Annotated in this window: 23 protein-coding genes; 22 read left to right on the top strand and 1 reads right to left on the bottom strand. The window is 64.0% G+C overall.

Annotated features, from left to right (window positions below; genetic code table 11):
* Positions 1–69: 69 nt before the first annotated feature.
* Genes AC07SU_RS23945 through AC07SU_RS23910 form a run of 8 tightly spaced genes read left to right on the top strand, consistent with a single transcriptional unit; the run spans position 70 to position 6,031 of the window.
* Positions 70–825 (top strand): heme ABC transporter permease, encoded by a 756-nt coding sequence (locus AC07SU_RS23945; protein WP_494998417.1) that lies wholly within the window; start codon positions 70–72, stop codon positions 823–825.
* Entirely contained in the window at positions 822–998 is a 177-nt protein-coding gene (ccmD, locus tag AC07SU_RS23940) for a heme exporter protein CcmD (RefSeq protein WP_176998216.1), read from the top strand. Before AC07SU_RS23945 ends, ccmD begins: the two co-directional genes overlap by 4 nt.
* Positions 995–1,450, top strand: coding sequence for a cytochrome c maturation protein CcmE (gene ccmE, locus AC07SU_RS23935; protein ID WP_010565024.1), 456 nt, complete (start codon positions 995–997; stop codon positions 1,448–1,450). The genes ccmD and ccmE overlap by 4 nt, the downstream gene beginning before the upstream one ends.
* 3 nt (positions 1,451–1,453) lie before the next feature.
* Positions 1,454–3,442: a heme lyase CcmF/NrfE family subunit gene (locus AC07SU_RS23930; RefSeq protein WP_176998215.1), complete on the top strand. Its 1,989-nt coding sequence runs from the start codon at positions 1,454–1,456 to the stop codon at positions 3,440–3,442.
* A complete protein-coding gene (locus AC07SU_RS23925; protein WP_016978490.1) occupies positions 3,439–3,975 on the top strand; it encodes a DsbE family thiol:disulfide interchange protein in 537 nt (178 codons plus the stop codon). Before AC07SU_RS23930 ends, AC07SU_RS23925 begins: the two co-directional genes overlap by 4 nt.
* Positions 3,972–4,445: a cytochrome c-type biogenesis protein gene (locus AC07SU_RS23920; RefSeq protein ID WP_071488487.1), complete on the top strand. Its 474-nt coding sequence runs from the start codon at positions 3,972–3,974 to the stop codon at positions 4,443–4,445. The genes AC07SU_RS23925 and AC07SU_RS23920 overlap by 4 nt, the downstream gene beginning before the upstream one ends.
* On the top strand, positions 4,438–5,622 hold the full coding sequence (gene ccmI / locus AC07SU_RS23915) for a c-type cytochrome biogenesis protein CcmI (RefSeq protein WP_176998213.1): 1,185 nt from the start codon (positions 4,438–4,440) through the stop codon (positions 5,620–5,622). Before AC07SU_RS23920 ends, ccmI begins: the two co-directional genes overlap by 8 nt.
* Before the next feature lie 16 nt (positions 5,623–5,638).
* Entirely contained in the window at positions 5,639–6,031 is a 393-nt protein-coding gene (locus AC07SU_RS23910) for a hypothetical protein (RefSeq protein WP_494998416.1), read from the top strand.
* 149 nt (positions 6,032–6,180) lie between these two features.
* Here the strand turns inward: AC07SU_RS23910 and AC07SU_RS23905 are convergent, their stop codons facing one another.
* Positions 6,181–7,374 carry an MFS transporter gene (locus AC07SU_RS23905; protein ID WP_494998415.1) on the bottom strand — a complete coding sequence of 398 codons (1,194 nt, stop codon included), beginning with the start codon at positions 7,372–7,374 and terminating at the stop codon, positions 6,181–6,183.
* Positions 7,375–7,484: 110 nt separating this feature from the next.
* Between AC07SU_RS23905 and AC07SU_RS23900 the strand changes: the two genes are divergently transcribed.
* The 14 genes from AC07SU_RS23900 (at position 7,485) to phnP (ending at position 19,021) form a co-directional block, all read left to right on the top strand.
* Positions 7,485–8,393: a LysR family transcriptional regulator gene (locus AC07SU_RS23900; protein WP_494998414.1), complete on the top strand. Its 909-nt coding sequence runs from the start codon at positions 7,485–7,487 to the stop codon at positions 8,391–8,393.
* A gap of 239 nt (positions 8,394–8,632) precedes the next feature.
* Positions 8,633–9,466, top strand: coding sequence for a phosphonate ABC transporter ATP-binding protein (gene phnC, locus AC07SU_RS23895; protein ID WP_176998209.1), 834 nt, complete (start codon positions 8,633–8,635; stop codon positions 9,464–9,466).
* 32 nt (positions 9,467–9,498) lie between these two features.
* Complete coding sequence (phnD, locus tag AC07SU_RS23890) at positions 9,499–10,500, top strand: phosphonate ABC transporter substrate-binding protein (protein ID WP_176998208.1); 1,002 nt, start codon at positions 9,499–9,501, stop codon at positions 10,498–10,500.
* A 110-nt stretch (positions 10,501–10,610) separates the two neighbouring features.
* Positions 10,611–11,393: a phosphonate ABC transporter, permease protein PhnE gene (phnE, locus tag AC07SU_RS23885; protein ID WP_033897602.1), complete on the top strand. Its 783-nt coding sequence runs from the start codon at positions 10,611–10,613 to the stop codon at positions 11,391–11,393.
* A 36-nt stretch (positions 11,394–11,429) separates the two neighbouring features.
* Positions 11,430–12,134, top strand: a complete 705-nt coding sequence (phnF, locus tag AC07SU_RS23880) for a phosphonate metabolism transcriptional regulator PhnF (protein WP_176998207.1) — start codon at positions 11,430–11,432, stop codon at positions 12,132–12,134.
* A gap of 12 nt (positions 12,135–12,146) precedes the next feature.
* Positions 12,147–12,584 carry a phosphonate C-P lyase system protein PhnG gene (gene phnG / locus AC07SU_RS23875; protein WP_494998413.1) on the top strand — a complete coding sequence of 146 codons (438 nt, stop codon included), beginning with the start codon at positions 12,147–12,149 and terminating at the stop codon, positions 12,582–12,584.
* Positions 12,584–13,174: a phosphonate C-P lyase system protein PhnH gene (gene phnH / locus AC07SU_RS23870; RefSeq protein WP_494998412.1), complete on the top strand. Its 591-nt coding sequence runs from the start codon at positions 12,584–12,586 to the stop codon at positions 13,172–13,174. The genes phnG and phnH overlap by 1 nt, the downstream gene beginning before the upstream one ends.
* Complete coding sequence (locus AC07SU_RS23865; protein ID WP_494998411.1) at positions 13,174–14,250, top strand: carbon-phosphorus lyase complex subunit; 1,077 nt, start codon at positions 13,174–13,176, stop codon at positions 14,248–14,250. The genes phnH and AC07SU_RS23865 overlap by 1 nt, the downstream gene beginning before the upstream one ends.
* The gene (locus AC07SU_RS23860; RefSeq protein ID WP_494998410.1) at positions 14,243–15,085 is read left to right on the top strand and encodes an alpha-D-ribose 1-methylphosphonate 5-phosphate C-P-lyase PhnJ; all 843 of its coding nucleotides are present in this window, start codon (positions 14,243–14,245) and stop codon (positions 15,083–15,085) included. Before AC07SU_RS23865 ends, AC07SU_RS23860 begins: the two co-directional genes overlap by 8 nt.
* On the top strand, positions 15,046–15,855 hold the full coding sequence (gene phnK, locus AC07SU_RS23855) for a phosphonate C-P lyase system protein PhnK (protein ID WP_176998276.1): 810 nt from the start codon (positions 15,046–15,048) through the stop codon (positions 15,853–15,855). Before AC07SU_RS23860 ends, phnK begins: the two co-directional genes overlap by 40 nt.
* Complete coding sequence (gene phnL, locus AC07SU_RS23850) at positions 15,852–16,574, top strand: phosphonate C-P lyase system protein PhnL (protein WP_176998202.1); 723 nt, start codon at positions 15,852–15,854, stop codon at positions 16,572–16,574. Before phnK ends, phnL begins: the two co-directional genes overlap by 4 nt.
* Positions 16,564–17,709: an alpha-D-ribose 1-methylphosphonate 5-triphosphate diphosphatase gene (locus tag AC07SU_RS23845; RefSeq protein WP_494998409.1), complete on the top strand. Its 1,146-nt coding sequence runs from the start codon at positions 16,564–16,566 to the stop codon at positions 17,707–17,709. The genes phnL and AC07SU_RS23845 overlap by 11 nt, the downstream gene beginning before the upstream one ends.
* Positions 17,709–18,281, top strand: a complete 573-nt coding sequence (gene phnN, locus AC07SU_RS23840) for a phosphonate metabolism protein/1,5-bisphosphokinase (PRPP-forming) PhnN (protein ID WP_494998408.1) — start codon at positions 17,709–17,711, stop codon at positions 18,279–18,281. Before AC07SU_RS23845 ends, phnN begins: the two co-directional genes overlap by 1 nt.
* The gene (gene phnP / locus AC07SU_RS23835; RefSeq protein WP_176998199.1) at positions 18,272–19,021 is read left to right on the top strand and encodes a phosphonate metabolism protein PhnP; all 750 of its coding nucleotides are present in this window, start codon (positions 18,272–18,274) and stop codon (positions 19,019–19,021) included. Before phnN ends, phnP begins: the two co-directional genes overlap by 10 nt.
* Positions 19,022–19,026: the final 5 nt, after the last annotated feature.

The following is a 19,026-nucleotide window of genomic DNA, read 5'->3' as shown; positions in this document are numbered from 1 at the left end:
GTTATGTCTTAGTCAGTAAAGACCCTGAGCCTCCCGCAATGACGGGAAGCCACCGTGATGGAAACAGCAATGAACTGGACCTGGTTTCACAAGCTCGGCTCGCCCAAATGGTTTTATGGCATCAGCGGCAAGCTGCTGCCGTGGCTGAGCATCGCTGCCGCCGTGTTGATTGGCATCGGCCTGGTCTGGGGCCTGGCCTTCGCGCCACCGGACTACCAGCAAGGCAACAGCTTTCGCATCATCTATATCCACGTTCCTGCCGCGATGCTGGCCCAGTCCTGCTACATGATGCTGGCCGTGTGCGGCATCGTCGGCCTGGTGTGGAAGATGAAGCTCGCCGACGTGGCCCTGCAATGCGCCGCGCCCATCGGTGCATGGATGACCGCCGTGGCGCTGGTCACCGGCGCGATCTGGGGCAAACCCACCTGGGGTTCGTGGTGGGTATGGGACGCACGGCTCACCTCCATGTTGATCCTGCTGTTCCTGTACTTCGGCCTGATTGCCCTGGGCAACGCCATCAGCAATCGCGACAGCGCCGCCAAGGCTTGCGCCGTGCTGGCCATCGTCGGCGTGATCAACATCCCGATCATCAAATACTCGGTGGAGTGGTGGAACACCCTGCACCAGGGCGCCACTTTCACCCTCACCGAAAAACCGGCCATGCCCGTGGAAATGTGGGCGCCGTTGCTGCTGATGGTGCTGGGGTTCTACTGCTTCTTCGGCGCCGTGCTGCTGATGCGCATGCGCCTTGAAGTGCTCAAGCGTGAAGCCCGCGCCAGTTGGGTCAAGGCCGAAGTGCAAACCTGCCTGGGAGCCCGTGGATGAGCTTTGCGTCTTTCAGTGATTTTCTCGCCATGGGCCATCACGGCCTGTATGTCTGGACGGCCTATGGCATCTGCCTGACGGTGCTGGCCCTCAACGTGGCCGCGCCGATCCTGGCCCGCAAGCGTTACTTGCAACAAGAGGCGCGTCGTCTGCGCCGGGAGACCGAAAAGTGAATCCGCTGCGTAGAAAGCGTCTGTTGATCATCCTTGCCATCCTGGCCGGCGTCGGCATTGCCGTGGCCCTGGCCTTGAGCGCCCTGCAGCAGAACATCAACCTGTTCTACACCCCGACCCAGATCGCCAATGGCGAAGCCCCACTGGACACCCGCATCCGCGCCGGCGGCATGGTGGAGAAGGGCTCGCTCAAACGCTCCAGCGACTCCCTCGACGTGACCTTCGTGGTCACCGACTTCAACAAGGCCGTGACCATCACCTACCGCGGCATCCTCCCGGACCTGTTCCGCGAAGGCCAGGGCATCGTCGCTCTGGGCAAGCTCAACGCCGACGGCGTGGTGGTGGCCGACGAAGTGCTGGCCAAGCACGATGAGAAATACATGCCGCCTGAAGTGACCAAGGCCCTCAAAGACAGCGGTCAATCCGCGCCAACGCCAGCCAAGGAGGGCTAAGCCATGACGTCCGCATTGTTTATTCCAGAACTCGGCCAGTTGGCGATGATCCTCGCCCTGTGCTTTGCCATTGTGCAGGCCGTGGTGCCGTTGCTCGGCGCCTGGCGCGGTGACCGCCTGTGGATGAGCCTGGCACAGCCGGCTGCCTGGGGCCAGTTTGCGTTCCTGTTGTTCGCCTTCGGCTGCCTCACCTACGCCTTCATGACCGACGACTTTTCCGTCGCCTATGTGGCCAACAACTCCAACAGCGCCTTGCCCTGGTACTACAAGTTCAGCGCCGTGTGGGGGGCCCACGAAGGTTCGTTGCTGCTGTGGGCGTTGATCCTCGGCGGCTGGACCTTCGCCGTGTCGGTGTTCTCGCGCCAATTGCCACAAGTGATGCTGGCGCGCGTGCTGGCAGTGATGGGCATGATCAGCATTGGGTTCCTGCTGTTCCTGATCATGACCTCCAACCCGTTCAGCCGCATCCTGCCGCAGATCCCGGCAGACGGGCACGACCTCAACCCGCTGCTGCAAGACATCGGCCTGATCGTGCACCCGCCGATGCTCTACATGGGCTACGTCGGTTTCTCCGTGGCCTTTGCCTTCGCCATCGCCGCCTTGCTCGGCGGGCGTCTTGACGCCGCCTGGGCGCGCTGGTCGCGACCGTGGACCATCGTCGCCTGGGCGTTCCTCGGCATTGGTATCACCTTGGGCTCGTGGTGGGCCTACTACGAACTCGGTTGGGGCGGCTGGTGGTTCTGGGACCCGGTGGAAAACGCCTCCTTCATGCCCTGGCTGGTGGGCACGGCGCTGATTCACTCGCTGGCCGTCACCGAAAAACGCGGCGTGTTCAAGAGCTGGACCGTGTTGCTGGCCATCGCGGCGTTTTCCCTCAGCCTGCTCGGTACCTTCCTCGTGCGTTCGGGCGTACTGACGTCGGTGCACGCGTTCGCGTCCGACCCGGAGCGCGGCATCTTCATCCTGATCTTCCTGCTGTTTGTGGTCGGCGGCTCGCTCACGCTGTTCGCCCTGCGCGCGCCAGTGGTCAAGAGCCAGGTCGGCTTCAACCTGTGGTCGCGGGAAACGCTGCTGCTGGGCAATAACCTGGTGCTGGTGGTGGCCGCGTCGATGATTCTGCTCGGTACCCTGTACCCGTTGGTGCTGGATGCCTTGAGCGGCGCCAAGCTGTCCGTCGGCCCGCCGTACTTCAACGCGTTGTTTATCCCGCTGATGGGCCTGTTGATGGTGGTGATGGCCGTCGGCGTGCTGGTGCGCTGGAAAGACACCCCGGTGAAATGGCTGGCAGGCATGCTCATGCCCGTGCTGCTGGGCAGCGTGGCCCTGGCGGTGATCGCCGGTGTGGCTTACGGCGACTTCAACTGGGCGGTGCTGGCCACCTTCCTGCTGGCGGCGTGGGTGTTGCTGGCCGGCGTGCGCGACATCGTCGACAAGACCCGTCACAAAGGCCTGATCAAGGGCTTGCCTGGCTTGACCCGCAGCTATTGGGGCATGCAGGTCGCCCACATCGGCATCGCCGTGTGCGCCCTGGGCGTGGTGCTGTCCAGCCAGAACAGCGCTGAGCGCGACCTGCGCCTGGCGCCGGGCGAGTCCATGGACCTGGCCGGTTACCACTTCATCTTCGAAGGCGCCAAGCACTTCGAAGGCCCGAACTTCACCTCCGACAAAGGCACCGTGCGCGTCGTGCGCAACGGCAAGGAAGTGGCGGTGCTGCACCCGGAAAAACGCCTGTACACCGTGCAGAGTTCGATGATGACCGAGGCCGGTATCGACGCCGGGTTTACCCGTGACCTCTATGTGGCACTGGGCGAACCCCTGGGCGACGGCGCCTGGGCCGTGCGCGTGCATGTGAAGCCGTTTGTGCGCTGGATCTGGTTCGGTGGTTTGCTCACCGGTTTCGGCGGTTTGCTCGCCGCGCTGGACCGGCGTTATCGGGTCAAGGTCAAGAGCCGGGTGCGTGAAGCCCTCGGCCTGCAGGGAGCGGCGGTATGAAGCGTTGGTTGATGGTTGTGCCGCTGGCGATGTTTCTGGTGGTGGCGGTGTTCCTGTATCGCGGGCTGTACCTGGACCCGGCCGAGTTGCCTTCGGCGATGATCGGCAAACCCTTCCCGGCCTTCAGCCTGCCAACGGTGCAGGGCGACAAGACCCTGACCCAGGCCGACCTGCTGGGCAAACCGGCGCTGGTCAACGTGTGGGGCACCTGGTGCATCTCCTGCCGCGTCGAACACCCGGTGCTGAACAAGCTGGCCGAGAAGGGCGTGGTGATCTACGGCATCAACTACAAGGACGACAACGCTGCCGCGTTGAAGTGGCTGGCCGAATTCCATAACCCGTACCAACTGGATATCCGCGATGAAGACGGCAACCTCGGCTTGAACCTCGGCGTGTACGGCGCCCCGGAAACCTTCTTCATTGATGCCAAGGGGGTGATCCGCGACAAGTACGTGGGCGTGATCGACGAAGTGGTGTGGCGCGAGCAACTGGCCGCCAAGTACCAGGCCCTGGTCGATGAGGCCAAGCCATGAAGCGTCTGTTAGCCGCTGCCGTGCTGGCGCTGGGTTTGGCGGGCGTGGCCCACGCCGCCATCGACACCTACGAATTCGCCAACGATGCCGAGCGTGAGCGTTTCCGTGACCTGACCAAGGAACTGCGCTGCCCCAAGTGCCAGAACCAGGACATCGCCGACTCCAACGCGCCGATCGCCGCCGACTTGCGCAAAGAGATCTTCCGCATGCTGGGGGAGGGCAAGGACAACCAGCAGATCATCGACTTCATGGTCGACCGCTACGGTGATTTCGTGCGCTACAAACCGGCCCTCACCGGCAAGACCGCGTTGCTCTGGTTCGGCCCGGCCGGGTTGTTGCTGGCCGGTGTGGTGGTGATGGCCGTGATCGTGCGCCGCCGCCGCGCCGCGCCGACTGATGGTTCCGACGCGCTCTCCCTCGATGAACGCAAACGCCTCGACCAATTGCTGGACACCAAGACTGATGATTGATTTTTGGCTTGCAGCAGGGTTGCTGCTCCTGATTGCCCTGAGTTTCCTGTTGATCCCTGTATTGCGCGACCGCCGCGCCCAACGTGAAGAGGACCGCACCGCGCTGAACGTGGCGCTGTACCAGGAACGTGTGGCCGAGTTGCAAGTGCAGCAGGACGAAGGCGTGCTCAACGCCGCGCAACTCGACACCGGCCGCGCCGAAGCCGCCCGCGAACTGTTGGCCGACACCGAAGGCGTGGAAAAACCCCGCGAGTCGCGCTTGGGCAAACCGTTGCCACTGTTGGCGGCGTTTCTGGTGCCGGTGCTTGGCGTTGCGCTGTACCTGCATTACGGGGCGAGCGACAAGGTCGAGCTGACCCGCGAATTCTCCCAGCCGCCGGTGTCCATGCAAGACATGACCCAGCGCCTGGAGCGCGCCGCCGCGGCCCAGCCGGACTCGGCCGAGGGCTTGTACTTCCTCGGTCGCGCCTACATGGCCCAGGACCGTTCCGCCGATGCCGCCAAAGTCTTCGAGCGCACCGTGGCCCTGGCCGGTCGACAGCCGGAACTGCTCGGCCAGTGGGCCCAGGCCCAGTACTTTGCCGACAACAAACAGTGGTCGCCCAAGGTTCAGGCGCTGACCGACGAAGCGTTGAAGCTGGACCCGAAAGAAGTCACCAGCCTGGGCCTGTTGGGCATCGCGGCCTTTGAGGGCCAGCGTTACCAGGAAGCCATCGACTACTGGAACCGCCTGCTGGCCCAACTGCCACCGGAGGACAATTCCCGCGCAGCGCTGCAAGGCGGTATCGACCGGGCTGCCGAAAAGCTCAAGGAAAGCGGCGGCACCGTCGCTCAAAAAGCGCTGATGAAAGTGCGTGTGGATTTATCCGCCGACGTGAAGGCCAAGGCCCTGCCCACCGACAGCGTGTTCATCTTCGCCCGCGCCGTCAGTGGCCCGCCTGCGCCGTTGGCGGCCAAACGCGTCACCGTTGCCGAACTGCCAATCACTGTGGAACTGGGCGATGCCGACGCGATGATGCCGCAGTTGAAACTGTCGAACTTCCCCGAAGTCCAACTGGTTGCACGCCTATCCCGGGCAGGTCTTCCGACCGCTGGCGAGTGGATCGGCCGCAGTCAACCCTTGGCCAGCAGCACCACTGCGTTGCAGCAGCTGACCATCGACAGTCCGGATCAGTAATTTCGAGGAAACGCCTATGACCGCACTTGCACGCCTTACCCTGCTCAGCCTGATCGTGGGCCTGAGCGCTTGTGCGGTCCACCGGCCTCCGTCGCCCACCGGTCCGGCGATCCCGCCGTCGGGGCCGTCGACCCAGCCAAGCACCAAACCGTCCGGCCCGGTCACGCCAGCACCGAAGCCGGTGCCCACCTCGTCACCGACCTTCGCGCCACCCCCGGGCGCCGCCAGCCATTGGGACGGCAAAATGCAGGTGTATGTGCTCGAAGAGCAGCCCGACACCTTCTACCGCCAACGCACCTACTACCGCTGGAGCAACGGCTGGAGCCGCTCCATCAGCCCGAACGGCCCGTGGGAAGAGACCAGCGTACAGGGCGTACCGCCCGGCTTGAGCAAGCAGTATGCGCACTAAAAAAGGCGACCTTCGGGTCGCCTTTTTATTCCCAGCGTGAAACGCAACCCCCTGTAGGAGCTGGCTTGCCAGCGATAGCTTTCTGTCAGCCCGATATTTTTCAGCTGACCCACCGCCATCGCCGGCAAGCCGGCTCCTACAATTGAAGGTTATTCGCTCTGGAGTGTGTGCGATCCCTTGAGTCCGCCGAGCCAATGGATACATCCCGCAAGCACCCCCAGCACAACCCCCAACTCCACCACCCCCACCCAGCCAAACTGCGCCATCAACCCGCCACTCACCGTCGCGCCAATCGCCCCACCCACAAAGGTGGCGGTCATGTACAAACTGTTGATGCGCCCCTGGGCCTTCGGGTCCACCGCAAACGCCCGGGTCTGGTTCGCCACCAACCCCGCCTGTACGCCGATATCCAACACAATCACCCCCAGTACCAGCAAGATCAGCGACGCTTGCGCGCCCGCCAGCAACAAGAAGGCCAATGTCACGATGCCGACGCTGGCCCCGATCACCGTGCGGCAACCCAGCCTGTCCGCCGCCCGGCCACCATACGACGCCGCAAACGCCCCCACTGCGCCGATAATCCCGAACGCCCCGGCCCACGCACTGCCCAAGTGCCACGGCCCGTTGGCCAGCAACCCCGCCAGGTTCACCCAGAACGCGTTGAAGCACGCCCACAACAGCGCCTGCACCATCATCGATTGGCGAATGGGGCTGTTGTCGCGCATCAATGGCCACAACGAAGCCAGCAGGCGAGGGTAGGACAGGTTGCTGCTTGGCACGCCCGGCGGCAGCAACCTGGCTGCGATACACCACACCGGGATCATGAACGCCGCTTCCATCGCATACACCGCGCGCCAGCCGTAGGCCTCGCCCACCACGCCACTGATCGTACGACCCAGCAGAATCCCGAGCATGATCCCGCTGACAACCGTGCCCACGTTGCGCCCGCGTTCGTGGGGCTGGGACATCACCGCCGCGAACGGTACCAGGTGTTGTGGCACGCAGCACACCACGCCCAGGCCGAACGACGCGCCGATCAACGCCCAGATACTCGGCGCAAACGCCGCCGCGAGGGCAAAACAGAACGCCAGCGCAATTTGCCCCAGCACCAGCTTGCGCCGGTCAAAGCGGTCGCCCATCGGCAGTAACAGGGCCAGCCCCGTGGCAAAACCCAGCAAGGCCGCACCCGCCACCAGATTGACCGTCGACACCGCCACGCCCATGTCCGAAGCAATCAGCGGCAACACCGGTTGAGTGCAATAAATGTTGGTGACCACCGCGCCGGCGATCACCGCCATCATGATGATCTTGCCTCGCGGCGGGTGATTCTCGGCTGTGCTCATGGCGCGCTCCATAGGGTTGCAGGGAAAGAGTGGCCAACCTTACGCAGTCGCGTTTATGTCGATAATCCCCTAGGATCGGGAATCATCCTTCCAGAATTTGATAGGGCGCCATGAACCGTCTTGAGTCGATGTCCGTGTTTGTCGCCGTGGTGGAAGCGGGCAGCTTGTCGGCCGCCGCTCGCCAGCTCGACATGCCCCTGGCCACCGTCAGCCGCAAGGTGGCGGAGCTGGAGGCTCATCTGAAATCACGACTGCTGCACCGCACCACGCGGCAACTGTCGTTGACCGACGTAGGGGCTTCCTACCTGACGGCCTGCCGGCGCATTCTCGAAGAGATCGGCGAAGCCGAACGCGCAGCCACTGGCGAATACGCGCAGCCCAAAGGCGAGTTGGTGGTGACCGCGCCCATCGTCTTCGGGCGCCTGCACATCGTGCCGGTGGTGGCGGAATTTCTGGCGCAGTACCCCGAGATCAGCGTCAACCTGATGCTCACCGACCGCGTGGTGCATTTGATGGAAGAGCAGTGCGACGTGGCCGTGCGCATCGGTGAGCTGCCCGACAGCTCGCTCAAGGCGGTGCCCGTGGGCACGGTGCGGCGCGTGGTGTGTGCCAGCCCCCACTATCTGCACGCTCACGGTGAACCGGCCAAGCCACAGGATCTGGCGGATCACAGTTGCATCACCTTCGACGTGCTCGCCTCGGTGGGCGCCTGGGTATTTGGAAGCGGCAAATCAGAACAGACCGTGCCCGTGCGTTCTCGGCTGTCGGTGAACACGGCGGAAGCGGCGATTGCAGCGGCGACGCTGGGCGTTGGCATGATTCGGGTGTTGTCGTATCAAGTGGCGGATGCGCTGCAAAAGGGTGATTTGCAGGTGCTGCTGCAGCCCTATGAGTCGACTGCATTGCCCATCAACCTGGTGCACAAAGGCCAGGCCCCGCTGCCATTAAAAGTGCGCGCATTCCTGGACTTCGTCACCCCGAAACTGCGCGCCCGCGAAGCCAACGCAAAACCCCTGTAGGAGCCGGCTTGCCGGCGATGACGGCAGACCTGCTGGCAACCGCGTGGCTGACCCACCGCTATCGCTGGCAAGCCAGCTCCTACAGCGGGCTGCGGTGACCTTTCAACCTTTCATAAAAGCTTCATCGAACCGACCCCCTGCAGTCATGTGCAAGTCATAGGGCTGACACAGCCCGCGCCTACTGTCGTTTGAACTCAACCGCAGCCACCTTTGGCTGTTCAAACAAGACAGAGAAGCCCATGACTCACGCTATCCATGTCGATCACTTGAACAAGACCTTTGCGAAGAAATCCGCACTGGTCGACCTCGAACTCACCATTGATGCCGGTGAGATGGTCGCGCTGATCGGCGCTTCCGGTTCCGGCAAGTCCACGCTGCTGCGCCACTTGGCGGGCCTGGCGTGCTGCGACAAGAGCAATGGTGGCAGCGTCAAGGTGCTGGGCCGGGAGGTGCAGGCCAGCGGACGGTTGAACGGCAAGGTACGGCGGTTGCGCGCGGACATCGGCTACATCTTCCAGCAGTTCAACCTGGTCAACCGCTTGAGCGTGCTCGACAACGTGCTGCTCGGCTGTCTGGGGCGCATGCCGCGCTGGCGTGGCAACCTCGGCCTGTTCAATGCCGAAGAGAAGGCGTTTGCCCTCGAATCCCTGGCCCGCGTGGGCCTGGCCGACCTGGCCGAGCAACGTGCCTCCACCCTGTCCGGCGGCCAGCAGCAGCGCGTGGCGATTGCCCGTGCGTTGACCCAGCGCGCCGAAGTGATCCTCGCCGATGAGCCGATCGCCTCGCTGGACCCTGAGTCGGCGCGCAAGGTCATGGAGATCCTCGCCGACATCAACCGCCGCGACGGCAAGACCGTGGTGGTGACCCTGCATCAAGTCGATTACGCCGTGCGTTATTGCCCGCGTGCCGTGGCGCTCAAGGGCGGGCGCATTCATTTCGACGGGCAGGGCAGCGCCATGAGCAGCCACTTCCTCAATGATTTGTACGGTGCCGATGTCGACACCAGCCTGATGTTTTCCGACCAGTCCCGCGCCACCGCCGCCACGCCTCGGCTGGCCCTGGCACGCGCTTGAAACCCTACTCACGACCCACAGGAATGCCTTCCATGTTCAACCGTATCGGCCAAGTGTTTTTGTCTGCCGCCTTGTTGGCCAGTGTCGCGATGGGCAATGCCTATGCGGCGGACAAGGCCATCAACTTCGGCATCATGTCCACCGAGTCTTCGCAGAACCTCAAGAGCATCTGGCAGCCGTTTCTGGATGACATGCACAAGAAGACCGGCCTGACCATCAACGCCACCTTCGCCTCCGACTACGCCGGCCTGATCCAGGGCATGCGCTTCAACAAGGTCGACGTGGCGTGGCTGGGCAACAAGGCGGCGATGGAAGCGGTGGACCGCTCAAACGGCGAGATCTTCGCCCAGACCGCCGCCGCCAACGGCGCTGCCGGCTACTGGAGCGTGCTGATCGTGCGCAAGGACAGCCCGATCAACAACGTCGACGACATGCTCAAGAACGCCAAGAACCTGACCTTCGGCAACGGTGACCCGAACTCCACCTCGGGCTACCTGGTACCGGGCTACTACGTGTTCGCCAAGAACAACGTCGACGCCGCCACCGCCTTCAAGCGCACCCTCAACTCCAGCCATGAAGTCAACGCCTTGAGCGTGGCCAAGGGACAGTTGGACGTGGCCACCTTCAACACCGAAAGCTGGGACCGCCTGGAAGTCACCCAGCCAGACAAGGCCGCCATGCTCAAGGTGATCTGGAAATCCCCGCTGATTCCGGCTGACCCGATGGTGTGGAGCAAGGCCCTGAGCGACAGCGAGAAGACCAAGATCCGCGACTTCTTCGCCCACTACGGCGACACCGATGAAGAGAAGGCGGTGCTCAAGAACATGCAGTTGGGCAAGTTCCTGCCGTCGAGCGACGACCAGTTGTTGCCGATCCGTCAGCTGGAGTTGTTCAAGCAGCGCACGATCATCAGCGCCGATGACCACCTTGAAGCCGCCGACAAAGCCAAGAAGCTCGCCGACATCGACGCTGACCTGGCCAAGCTGCAACAGCGCATCTCTGAGCTCGACAAGAAAACTGCAGCAAACGGCTAACCCCTGTGGGAGCGGGCTTGCCCGCGATTGCGGTGTATCAGCAACACATTTGTACCTGACAGACCGCTATCGCAGGCAAGCCAGCTCCCACATTTAGATCGAGGACAACCATGACAACTCTGCACGCTGAAGCCGTCGGCAAACGCACCTGGCCCCAATACCTCGGCTGGGGCCTGTTCCTGGTCCTGCTGGCCTGGGCCTGGCACGGCGCGGAAATGAACCCGCTGGCGCTGTACCGCGATTCCGGAAACATGGCGACCTTCGCCGCCGACTTCTTCCCGCCGGACTTCCACGAATGGCGCTCCTACCTCAAGGAAATGATCGTCACCGTGCAGATCGCCCTCTGGGGCACGGTACTGGCGATTGTCTGCTCGGTGCCGCTGGGCATTCTCTGCGCCGACAACATCACCCCGTGGTGGATCCACCAACCGCTGCGCCGGGTGATGGATGCCTTCCGTTCCATCAACGAAATGGTGTTCGCCATGTTGTTCGTGGTCGCCGTGGGCCTTGGTCCTTTTGCCGGTGTTCTGGCCTTGTGGATCAGCACCACCGGCGTGCTCGCCAAGCTGTTTGCCGAAGCCGTCGAAGCCATCGACCCAGGCCCGGTTGAAGGGGTGCGGGCGACTGGCGCCAGTGCCTTGCAGGAAGTGATCTACGGCGTGATCCCCCAAGTGATGCCGCTGTGGGTGAGCTACGCGCTGTACCGCTTCGAGGCCAACGTGCGTTCGGCCACGGTGGTGGGCATGGTCGGGGCGGGCGGGATCGGCGTGATCCTCTGGGAAAACATCCGCGCCTTCCAGTTTGTACAAACCTGCGCGGTGCTGCTGGTGATCATCGTGGTGGTGAGCTGTATCGACGTGCTGTCCCAACGCCTGCGCAAGCAGTTCATCTGACGCCGGAGGGGTGCCCGCAGGGCGCTTTTTTTAAGCATGCAGTTGTCTAGACAAGAAGAGCCGGTGTACCGCGAACTCGCGGATATCCTGCGCCGTGAACTGAGCAGCTACAGCGCCGGTGATTTCCTGCCCGGCGAGGTGCACATGGCCGAGCGCTTTGGCGTCAATCGCCACACCCTGCGTCGCGCCATCGATGAGCTGGTGTTTGAAGGCAGCCTGTTGCGCCGCCAGGGCAAGGGCACCCAGGTGCTCGACCGCCCGTTGATCTACCCGATGGGTGCCGAGACGTCCTACAGCCAGTCGTTGTCGGCCCAGGGCGTGGGCGTGCAGGCGGTGTTGCTCAAGCGTCGCTACTGCTACGCCAGCCGTGATGAGGCGCTGCAACTGGGCATCGCCGAAATGGCACCGATGATCGAACTGCAGACCCTGCGCAAGCTCGACCACCAGCCCGTCAGCCTGATCCGCCATCGCTACTGCGCCAGCCGTGCGCCGTTGCTGGCTGACTACAACGGCGGCTCCCTGCGCCAATACCTGCGTGAACGTGACCTGCCACTGACCCGCACCCAAAGCCTGATCGGTGCGCGTTTGCCCAATCGTGATGAAGCCGCGCTGCTGATGATGCCTCGGCATTTGCCGGCCCTCACCGTGTTTACCCTTTCCCGCGATCGCGACGGCCGCCCGGTGGAGCTGGCGCAGTCCACCAGCCGCTCGGATCGCTTCCAGTACCAAGTGGTGACCTGAATGGAGACCGTGATGAGTTTGTCCCCGCGTCAGCATTGGATCGGCGTGTTAGCCCGCGCCCGGCTCAGTGAACTGCAACCCCATGAAGCGGCGTTGAAAGACGTCGAGTACCACCTGATCCGCGCCCCCGAAGTCGGCATGACCCTGGTGCGCGGCCGTATGGGCGGCGACGGTGCGCCGTTCAACGTTGGCGAGATGAGCGTAACCCGCTGCGTGGTGCGCCTGGCTGATGGCCGTACCGGCTACAGCTACCTGGCCGGGCGCGACAAGGTGCATGCCGAACTGGCGGCCCTGGCCGATGCCCACCTGCAAGGCAGCCAGCCGAGCATCTGGCTCAGCGACCTGATCACCGCGCTGGCCAATGCCCAGGCCAATCGCCGCGCGCAAAAGGAAGCCGATACCGCTGCCACCAAGGTCGAGTTCTTCACCCTCGTGCGAGGAGAAAACTGATGAATGCGCAACTGTTGCAACCGGCCTTCGTCAACCCGGTACTGGACGCCCAGCGCGGTTTTCGCGCGGCCCTCAAGGCCCTGGCCGAACCCGGCCTGATCCAGCACCTGGCGTCTGCGCCCCACCTCGATGGCCTGGCACCTGCCACCTACGCGTTGTGCCTGGCCTTGCTGGATGTGGACACACCGCTGTGGCTGGCGCCGAGCTTCGACACGCCGCTGATCCGCGCCAACCTGGCCTTCCACTGCGGCTGCCCGTTCACGGCCAACCGCGAAGACGCGGTGTTCGCCTTGCTCGGTGAGCCCGACCTGCTCGACCTCGGTGGCTTCGACCACGGCAACGACCGCTACCCCGACCAGTCCTGCACCTTGCTCGTGCAGCTCACTGACCTGGAGTCCGGGCGCGGCCTGCTGTGGCGCGGCCCGGGCATCAAGGCCCAGCGCCAGGTGCACCTGCCGGTGCCCCAGGCATTCTGGCTCGAACGCCAGCGCCGCGAAGCCTTCCCCCGTGGCCTGGACGTGCTGTTTGCCGCTGGCCACCACTTGATCGGCCTGCCGCGCAGCAGCCGTATCGCAGAGGAGCGCACCTGATGTACGTAGCCGTCAAAGGTGGCGAACAGGCCATCGACAATGCCCACCGCCTGCTTGCTAAAAAACGCCGGGGCGACACCGCGATTCCCGAACTGAGCGTGAGCCAGATCCGCGAGCAACTGCCGTTGGCCGTGGCGCGGGTGATGACAGAAGGCTCGCTGTTCGACGAAGAACTTGCCGCGCTGGCGATCAAGCAAGCGGCGGGGGACCTGGTGGAAGCGATCTTTCTGCTGCGCGCCTACCGCACCACGCTGCCGCGCTTCAGCCCGAGCCTGCCGATCGACACCTCGCAAATGCTGTTGAGCCGGCGGTTGTCGGCGACTTTCAAGGACGTGCCGGGCGGCCAACTGCTCGGCCCCACGTTCGACTACACCCACCGCCTGCTGGATTTTGCGCTGTTGGCCGAAGGTGAATACCCAGGCCCGCAGACCACGCCCGAAGCACGCATCGACGCCTGCCCACGGGTGCTTGGCCTGCTTGCCAAGGAAGGCCTGATCAAGAATGAAACCGACGACAACGCCAGCGTCGCCGACATCACCCGCGACCCGCTGGAATACCCGGCCAGCCGCGCCGAACGCCTGCAAGCGCTGGCCCGTGGCGACGAAGGGTTCCTGTTGGCGCTGGGGTATTCGACCCAACGAGGCTACGGCCGCAACCACCCGTTTGCCGGTGAGATTCGCATCGGTGATGTGGAGGTGTGGATCGACCCTGAGGAGCTGGGTTTTCCCATTTGCCTGGGCAGCATCGAAGTGACCGAGTGCGAGATGGTCAACCAGTTCGTCGGCTCGGCCACGGAGCTGGCGCAGTTCACGCGCGGCTACGGGTTGGCGTTCGGGCATGCCGAGCGCAAGGCCATGGGCATGGCGCTGGTGGACCGCTCGCTGCGCGCCGGCGAATACAACGAAGAGGTGGTGTCGCCGGCCCAGCGTGAAGAGTTCGTGCTGGCCCACTGCGACAACGTCGATGCGGCCGGTTTTGTGTCGCACCTCAAATTACCGCACTACGTGGACTTCCAGTCCGAACTGGAACTGATCCGCAAACTGCGCCAACCGGCCGAGGGTTCGAGCCATGAATGACGCCGCCTACAACTTCGCCTACCTCGACGAACAGACCAAGCGCATGATCCGCCGCGCCTTGCTCAAGGCGGTGGCGATCCCCGGTTACCAGGTGCCGTTCGGTGGCCGCGAAATGCCGCTGCCTTACGGCTGGGGCACGGGCGGCATGCAATTGACCGCCGCAATCCTCGGTGAGGATGACGTGCTCAAGGTCATCGACCAAGGCGCCGACGACACCACCAACGCCGTGTCGATCCGCCGCTTTTTTGCGCGCACGGCGGGCATCGCCACCACCGAAGCCACGCCCGAGGCCACGGTGATCCAGACCCGCCACCGCATTCCGGAAACGCCCCTGCAGGCCGGCCAGATCATGGTCTACCAGGTGCCGATCCCCGAGCCGCTGCGCTTTATCGAGCCGTCGGAAACCGAGACCCGCACCATGCATGCGCTCAACGATTACGGGGTGATGCACGTCAAGCTCTACGAAGACATCGCCACCTTCGGCCATATCGCCACCAGCTATGCGTACCCGGTGATGGTCGACGAGCGCTACGTGATGGACCCGTCGCCGATCCCCAAATTCGACAACCCCAAGCTCGACATGAGCCCGGCGCTGATGCTGTTCGGCGCGGGCCGTGAAAAGCGCTTGTACGCCGTGCCGCCTTATACCGAGGTCACCAGCCTGGACTTCGAAGACCACCCCTTCGACGTGCAGAAGTGGAAACACAACTGCGCCATCTGCGGCAGCCATGAATCGTTCCTTGATGAGCTGATTCTCGACGATGCGGGCACCCAGAGTTTTGTGTGTTCCGACACTTGGTACTGCGCGCAACGTGTGAAGGAGAACAACCAGTGAGCCAGCCGTTATTGCAAGTGCGTGACCTGTCCCTGTTGTACGGCCCGGAGAAGGGTTGCCAGGGCGTGAGTTTCGATCTGTACCCCGGTGAGGTGCTGGGCATCGTCGGCGAGTCCGGCTCGGGCAAGTCCACGTTGCTCTCGCTGCTGAGCGGTCGCCTGCCGCCGCAAGCGGGTTCGATTGGCTACCGCAGCAAGGACGGCGAATGGCTGGACTTGTACAGCGCCAGTGAAGCCGAACGCCGTACGTTGTTGCGCACCGAATGGGGTTTTGTCGAGCAGAACCCTCGTGACGGTTTGCGCATGGGCGTGTCGGCCGGGGCGAACATCGGCGAGCGCCTGATGGCCCAGGGCGTGCGCAATTACGAGCAACTGCGCGGTGCCGGTCTTGATTGGCTGAGCCAGGTGGAAATCGACCCGCAGCGCATCGACGACTTGCCACGCACCTTTTCGGGCGGCATGCAGCAGCGCCTGCAGATCGCCCGCAACCTGGTGTCGAGCCCGCGTCTTGTGTTCATGGACGAACCGACTGGCGGCCTGGACGTGTCGGTACAGGCGCGTTTGCTCGACCTGCTGCGTGGCCTGGTGCGTGAGCTGGATTTGGCGGTGGTGATCGTCACCCACGACCTGGCCGTCGCGCGTTTGCTGGCCGACCGCTTGATGGTGATGCGACGTTCGCGCGTGGTGGAAACCGGGCTCACCGACCAGATCCTCGACGATCCACAGCACCCTTACTCTCAACTGCTGGTGTCTTCGGTATTGCAGCCATGACGAATGCTCTGATCGAGGTCCGTGACCTTTCGAAAACCTTCACCCTGCACCAGCAACACGGCGTGGTGCTCAACGTGCTGCGCGGCGTCGAGTTCAGCGTGCAGGGCGGTGAATGCCTGGTGCTGCACGGCCAGTCCGGTGCCGGCAAAAGCACCTTGCTGCGCACGCTGTACGCTAACTACCTGCCGGCCGGTGGCAGCATTCGTGTACGCCATGCCGGCGAGTGGCTGGAGCTGGTCGGCGCCGAGCCACGTGACATTTTGCAGGTGCGCCAGCAGACCCTGGGTTACGTCAGCCAATTCCTGCGGGTGATCCCACGGGTGGCTTGCCTGGACGTGGTGATGGAGCCGGCCCTGGCGCGCGGCTGGTCCAAAGCCAATGCGCAGTCACGCGCCGAACACCTGCTGACCCGCCTCAACATTCCGCAACGCCTGTGGCAACTGGCGCCCGGCACCTTCTCCGGGGGCGAGCAACAGCGCGTCAACATCGCCCGCGGCTTCATGGTGGCCTGGCCGGTAATGCTGCTCGATGAACCCACCGCGTCCCTGGACGACAACAACCGCCAGGTGGTGCTGGAACTGATGAACGAAGCCAAGGCGGCCGGCGCGGCGCTGATCGGCATCTTCCACGACCGCGCCGCCCGTGAGGCGGTTGCCGACCGCCATTTCGACATGACCCCAACACCTGTTGCCCAAGAGGAATACGCCCATGCCCGCTGAACAGATCCTCAGTAATGCCCAGATCGTCACGGCCGATCGCATGTTCCTGGGCTCGGTGGTGCTGCGTGGCGGCAAGATCGTCGATATCGCCGAAGGCCGCAGCCAGTTGCCCCAGGCCCAGGACCTGGAGGGTGATTTCCTGTTGCCGGGGCTGGTGGAGTTGCACACTGACAACCTGGAAAAACACATGACCCCGCGCCCCGGCGTGGACTGGCCGTCGATCTCGGCCGTGCTCAGCCATGACGCGCAGATCATCGCGGCGGGGATCACCACGGTGTTCGACGCGGTGTCCATCGGCGATGTGAACCCCAAGGGCAATCGCATGAAGAAACTGCCGGCGATGCTCGACGCCATCGCATCGGCGGAAGACGCTGGCTTGACCCGCGCCGAGCATCATCTGCACCTGCGCTGCGAGCTGTGCCACCCGGATACCCTCAGCGTGTTCCGCGACCTGGTGGAAAACCCTTTGGTGCGCCTGGTCTCGGTGATGGACCACTCGCCGGGCCAGCGCCAGTTCGTGCTGGAATCCAAGTACCGTGAGTACTACATGGGCAAGTACCACCTGAACGACGAAACCATGGACGCGTTCATCGTGTTGCAGATGGCCAACTCCCGGGAGTACAGCGACCGTTATCGTGCGGCGATTGTTGCGCATTGCCTGGAGCGCGGCCTGTCGGTGGCCAGCCATGACGATGCGACGCTGGCCCATGTCGAGGAGTCGGCAGGCTACGGCATGACCATCGCCGAATTCCCCACCACGCTGGAAGCGGCGAAGGGCTGCCAGGCGCTGAACATGAAAGTCTTGATGGGCGCGCCGAACGTGGTGCGCGGTGGGTCGCACTCGGGTAATGTGGCCGCCGCCGGCCTGGCGGCCGAGGGATTGCTGGATATACTTTCCAGCGACTATTACCCGGCCAGCCTGTTGCAGGCGGCGTTCGTGCTGGCTGACCAGCAGGACGGCGGCGACCTGTCGCGGGCGGTCAAGATGATCAGCTTGGCACCGGCGCAAGCGGCGGGCCTGGCGGATCGTGGTGAAATTGCCATCGGCCTGCGCGCCGACCTGGTCCAGGCGCGGAGCCGTGAAGGGCTGCCGGTGGTGCAACAAGTGTGGCGGCAAGCGAAGAGGGTGTTTTGATGGCAGGCAGGTTGATCTATCTCATCGGGCCATCCGGTTCGGGCAAGGACAGCCTGCTGGATGCCGCCCGCCCGCGCTTGGCCGAGCGCGGTTGCCGCATCGTGCGCCGCGTCATCACCCGCTCGGCGGAAGCGGTAGGTGAGGCGGCGCAGGGTGTGAGCCCGGAGCAGTTTGCCGCGATGGAGGCCGAGGGCGCGTTTGCCCTCAGCTGGCACGCCAATGGGTTGTCCTACGGCATACCGCGTGAGATCGACGATTGGCTGGCGGCGGGGGAGGACGTGCTGGTCAACGGTTCGCGGGCGCACCTGGGGCAGACCCGCGCGCGCTACCCGACGTCGCTGGTGCTGCTGCTGACGGTTGACCAGGCAGTGTTGCGCCAGCGTTTGATCGCACGGGGGCGTGAGTCGCTGGCGGATATCGAAGCGCGCCTGGCGCGCAATGCCCGTTTCACTGCCGAGCTGATCGCCGGCCATGGCGAGGGTTTGTTCGTGCTGGACAACTCCGGGCCGCTGGAGCACAGCGTCGAGCGCCTGCTGTGCTGCCTGAACCACGGGCATTCGGCATGCGCCTGACCTTGCTGGGCACCGGCGATGCGCGGCAAGTCCCGGTGTATGGCTGCGAGTGCGTGGCCTGCACCCTGGCCCGCCAGGATGCCAGCCTGCGCCGCCGGCCGTGCAGCGCGTTGATCGAGTGTGGCGACCAGCGCTGGTTGATCGACAGCGGCTTGCCCGACCTCACCGAACGTTTCCCGCCGCGCAGTTTCAACGGGATTTTCCAGACCCACTACCACGCCGATCACGCCCAGGGCCTGCTGCATTTGCGCTGGGGGCAAGGGCTGGTGATTCCGGTGCATGGGCCGGCGGACCCGGAGGGGTTATCTGACCTCTACAAACACCCGGGCATTTTGGACTTCAGCCAACCCTTTGCCGCGTTCGAAACGCGGCAGTTTGCTGAGCTGACGGTGACGGCGTTGCCGCTGGAGCATTCCAAGTTGACCCTGGGTTACCTGCTGGAAGGTCAAGGGCGGCGCATCGCCTACCTCACCGACACGGTCGGCCTGCCGCCAGACACGCTTGCCTGGTTGCAACGCGAACCGCTGGACGTGCTGGTGCTGGACTGCTCCATGCCGCCCCAGCCGCAGGCGCCGCGTAACCACAATGACCTGACGCTGGCGCTGCAGAGCATTGAGCAGACCGGTGCAAAACTCGGCGTGCTGACCCATGTGGGGCACACGCTGGATGCGTGGTTGGTGCAGCATCGCTCAACGCTGCCGCGCCACGTTACCGTCGGTTGGGATGGCCGTATCCTCTAACCCGC

Source organism: Pseudomonas sp. GW821-FHT05H12 (assembly GCF_059419385.1).
This window is presented reverse-complemented; position numbering and strand designations above follow the sequence as displayed.

Coding starts and splice junctions, on each gene's coding strand:
- ccmI (WP_176998213.1), top strand. CDS start 4,438: ATGATTGATTTTTGGCTTGCAGCAGGGTTGCTGCTCCTGATTGCCCTG.
- phnF (WP_176998207.1), top strand. CDS start 11,430: ATGCAGTTGTCTAGACAAGAAGAGCCGGTGTACCGCGAACTCGCGGAT.
- AC07SU_RS23905 (WP_494998415.1), bottom strand. CDS start 7,374: ATGAGCACAGCCGAGAATCACCCGCCGCGAGGCAAGATCATCATGATG.
- AC07SU_RS23910 (WP_494998416.1), top strand. CDS start 5,639: ATGACCGCACTTGCACGCCTTACCCTGCTCAGCCTGATCGTGGGCCTG.
- phnN (WP_494998408.1), top strand. CDS start 17,709: ATGGCAGGCAGGTTGATCTATCTCATCGGGCCATCCGGTTCGGGCAAG.
- AC07SU_RS23925 (WP_016978490.1), top strand. CDS start 3,439: ATGAAGCGTTGGTTGATGGTTGTGCCGCTGGCGATGTTTCTGGTGGTG.
- phnC (WP_176998209.1), top strand. CDS start 8,633: ATGACTCACGCTATCCATGTCGATCACTTGAACAAGACCTTTGCGAAG.
- AC07SU_RS23865 (WP_494998411.1), top strand. CDS start 13,174: ATGTACGTAGCCGTCAAAGGTGGCGAACAGGCCATCGACAATGCCCAC.
- AC07SU_RS23930 (WP_176998215.1), top strand. CDS start 1,454: ATGACGTCCGCATTGTTTATTCCAGAACTCGGCCAGTTGGCGATGATC.
- AC07SU_RS23920 (WP_071488487.1), top strand. CDS start 3,972: ATGAAGCGTCTGTTAGCCGCTGCCGTGCTGGCGCTGGGTTTGGCGGGC.
- phnE (WP_033897602.1), top strand. CDS start 10,611: ATGACAACTCTGCACGCTGAAGCCGTCGGCAAACGCACCTGGCCCCAA.
- ccmD (WP_176998216.1), top strand. CDS start 822: ATGAGCTTTGCGTCTTTCAGTGATTTTCTCGCCATGGGCCATCACGGC.
- phnL (WP_176998202.1), top strand. CDS start 15,852: ATGACGAATGCTCTGATCGAGGTCCGTGACCTTTCGAAAACCTTCACC.
- AC07SU_RS23860 (WP_494998410.1), top strand. CDS start 14,243: ATGAATGACGCCGCCTACAACTTCGCCTACCTCGACGAACAGACCAAG.
- phnH (WP_494998412.1), top strand. CDS start 12,584: ATGAATGCGCAACTGTTGCAACCGGCCTTCGTCAACCCGGTACTGGAC.
- phnP (WP_176998199.1), top strand. CDS start 18,272: ATGCGCCTGACCTTGCTGGGCACCGGCGATGCGCGGCAAGTCCCGGTG.
- AC07SU_RS23845 (WP_494998409.1), top strand. CDS start 16,564: ATGCCCGCTGAACAGATCCTCAGTAATGCCCAGATCGTCACGGCCGAT.
- phnD (WP_176998208.1), top strand. CDS start 9,499: ATGTTCAACCGTATCGGCCAAGTGTTTTTGTCTGCCGCCTTGTTGGCC.
- AC07SU_RS23900 (WP_494998414.1), top strand. CDS start 7,485: ATGAACCGTCTTGAGTCGATGTCCGTGTTTGTCGCCGTGGTGGAAGCG.
- AC07SU_RS23945 (WP_494998417.1), top strand. CDS start 70: ATGAACTGGACCTGGTTTCACAAGCTCGGCTCGCCCAAATGGTTTTAT.
- phnG (WP_494998413.1), top strand. CDS start 12,147: ATGAGTTTGTCCCCGCGTCAGCATTGGATCGGCGTGTTAGCCCGCGCC.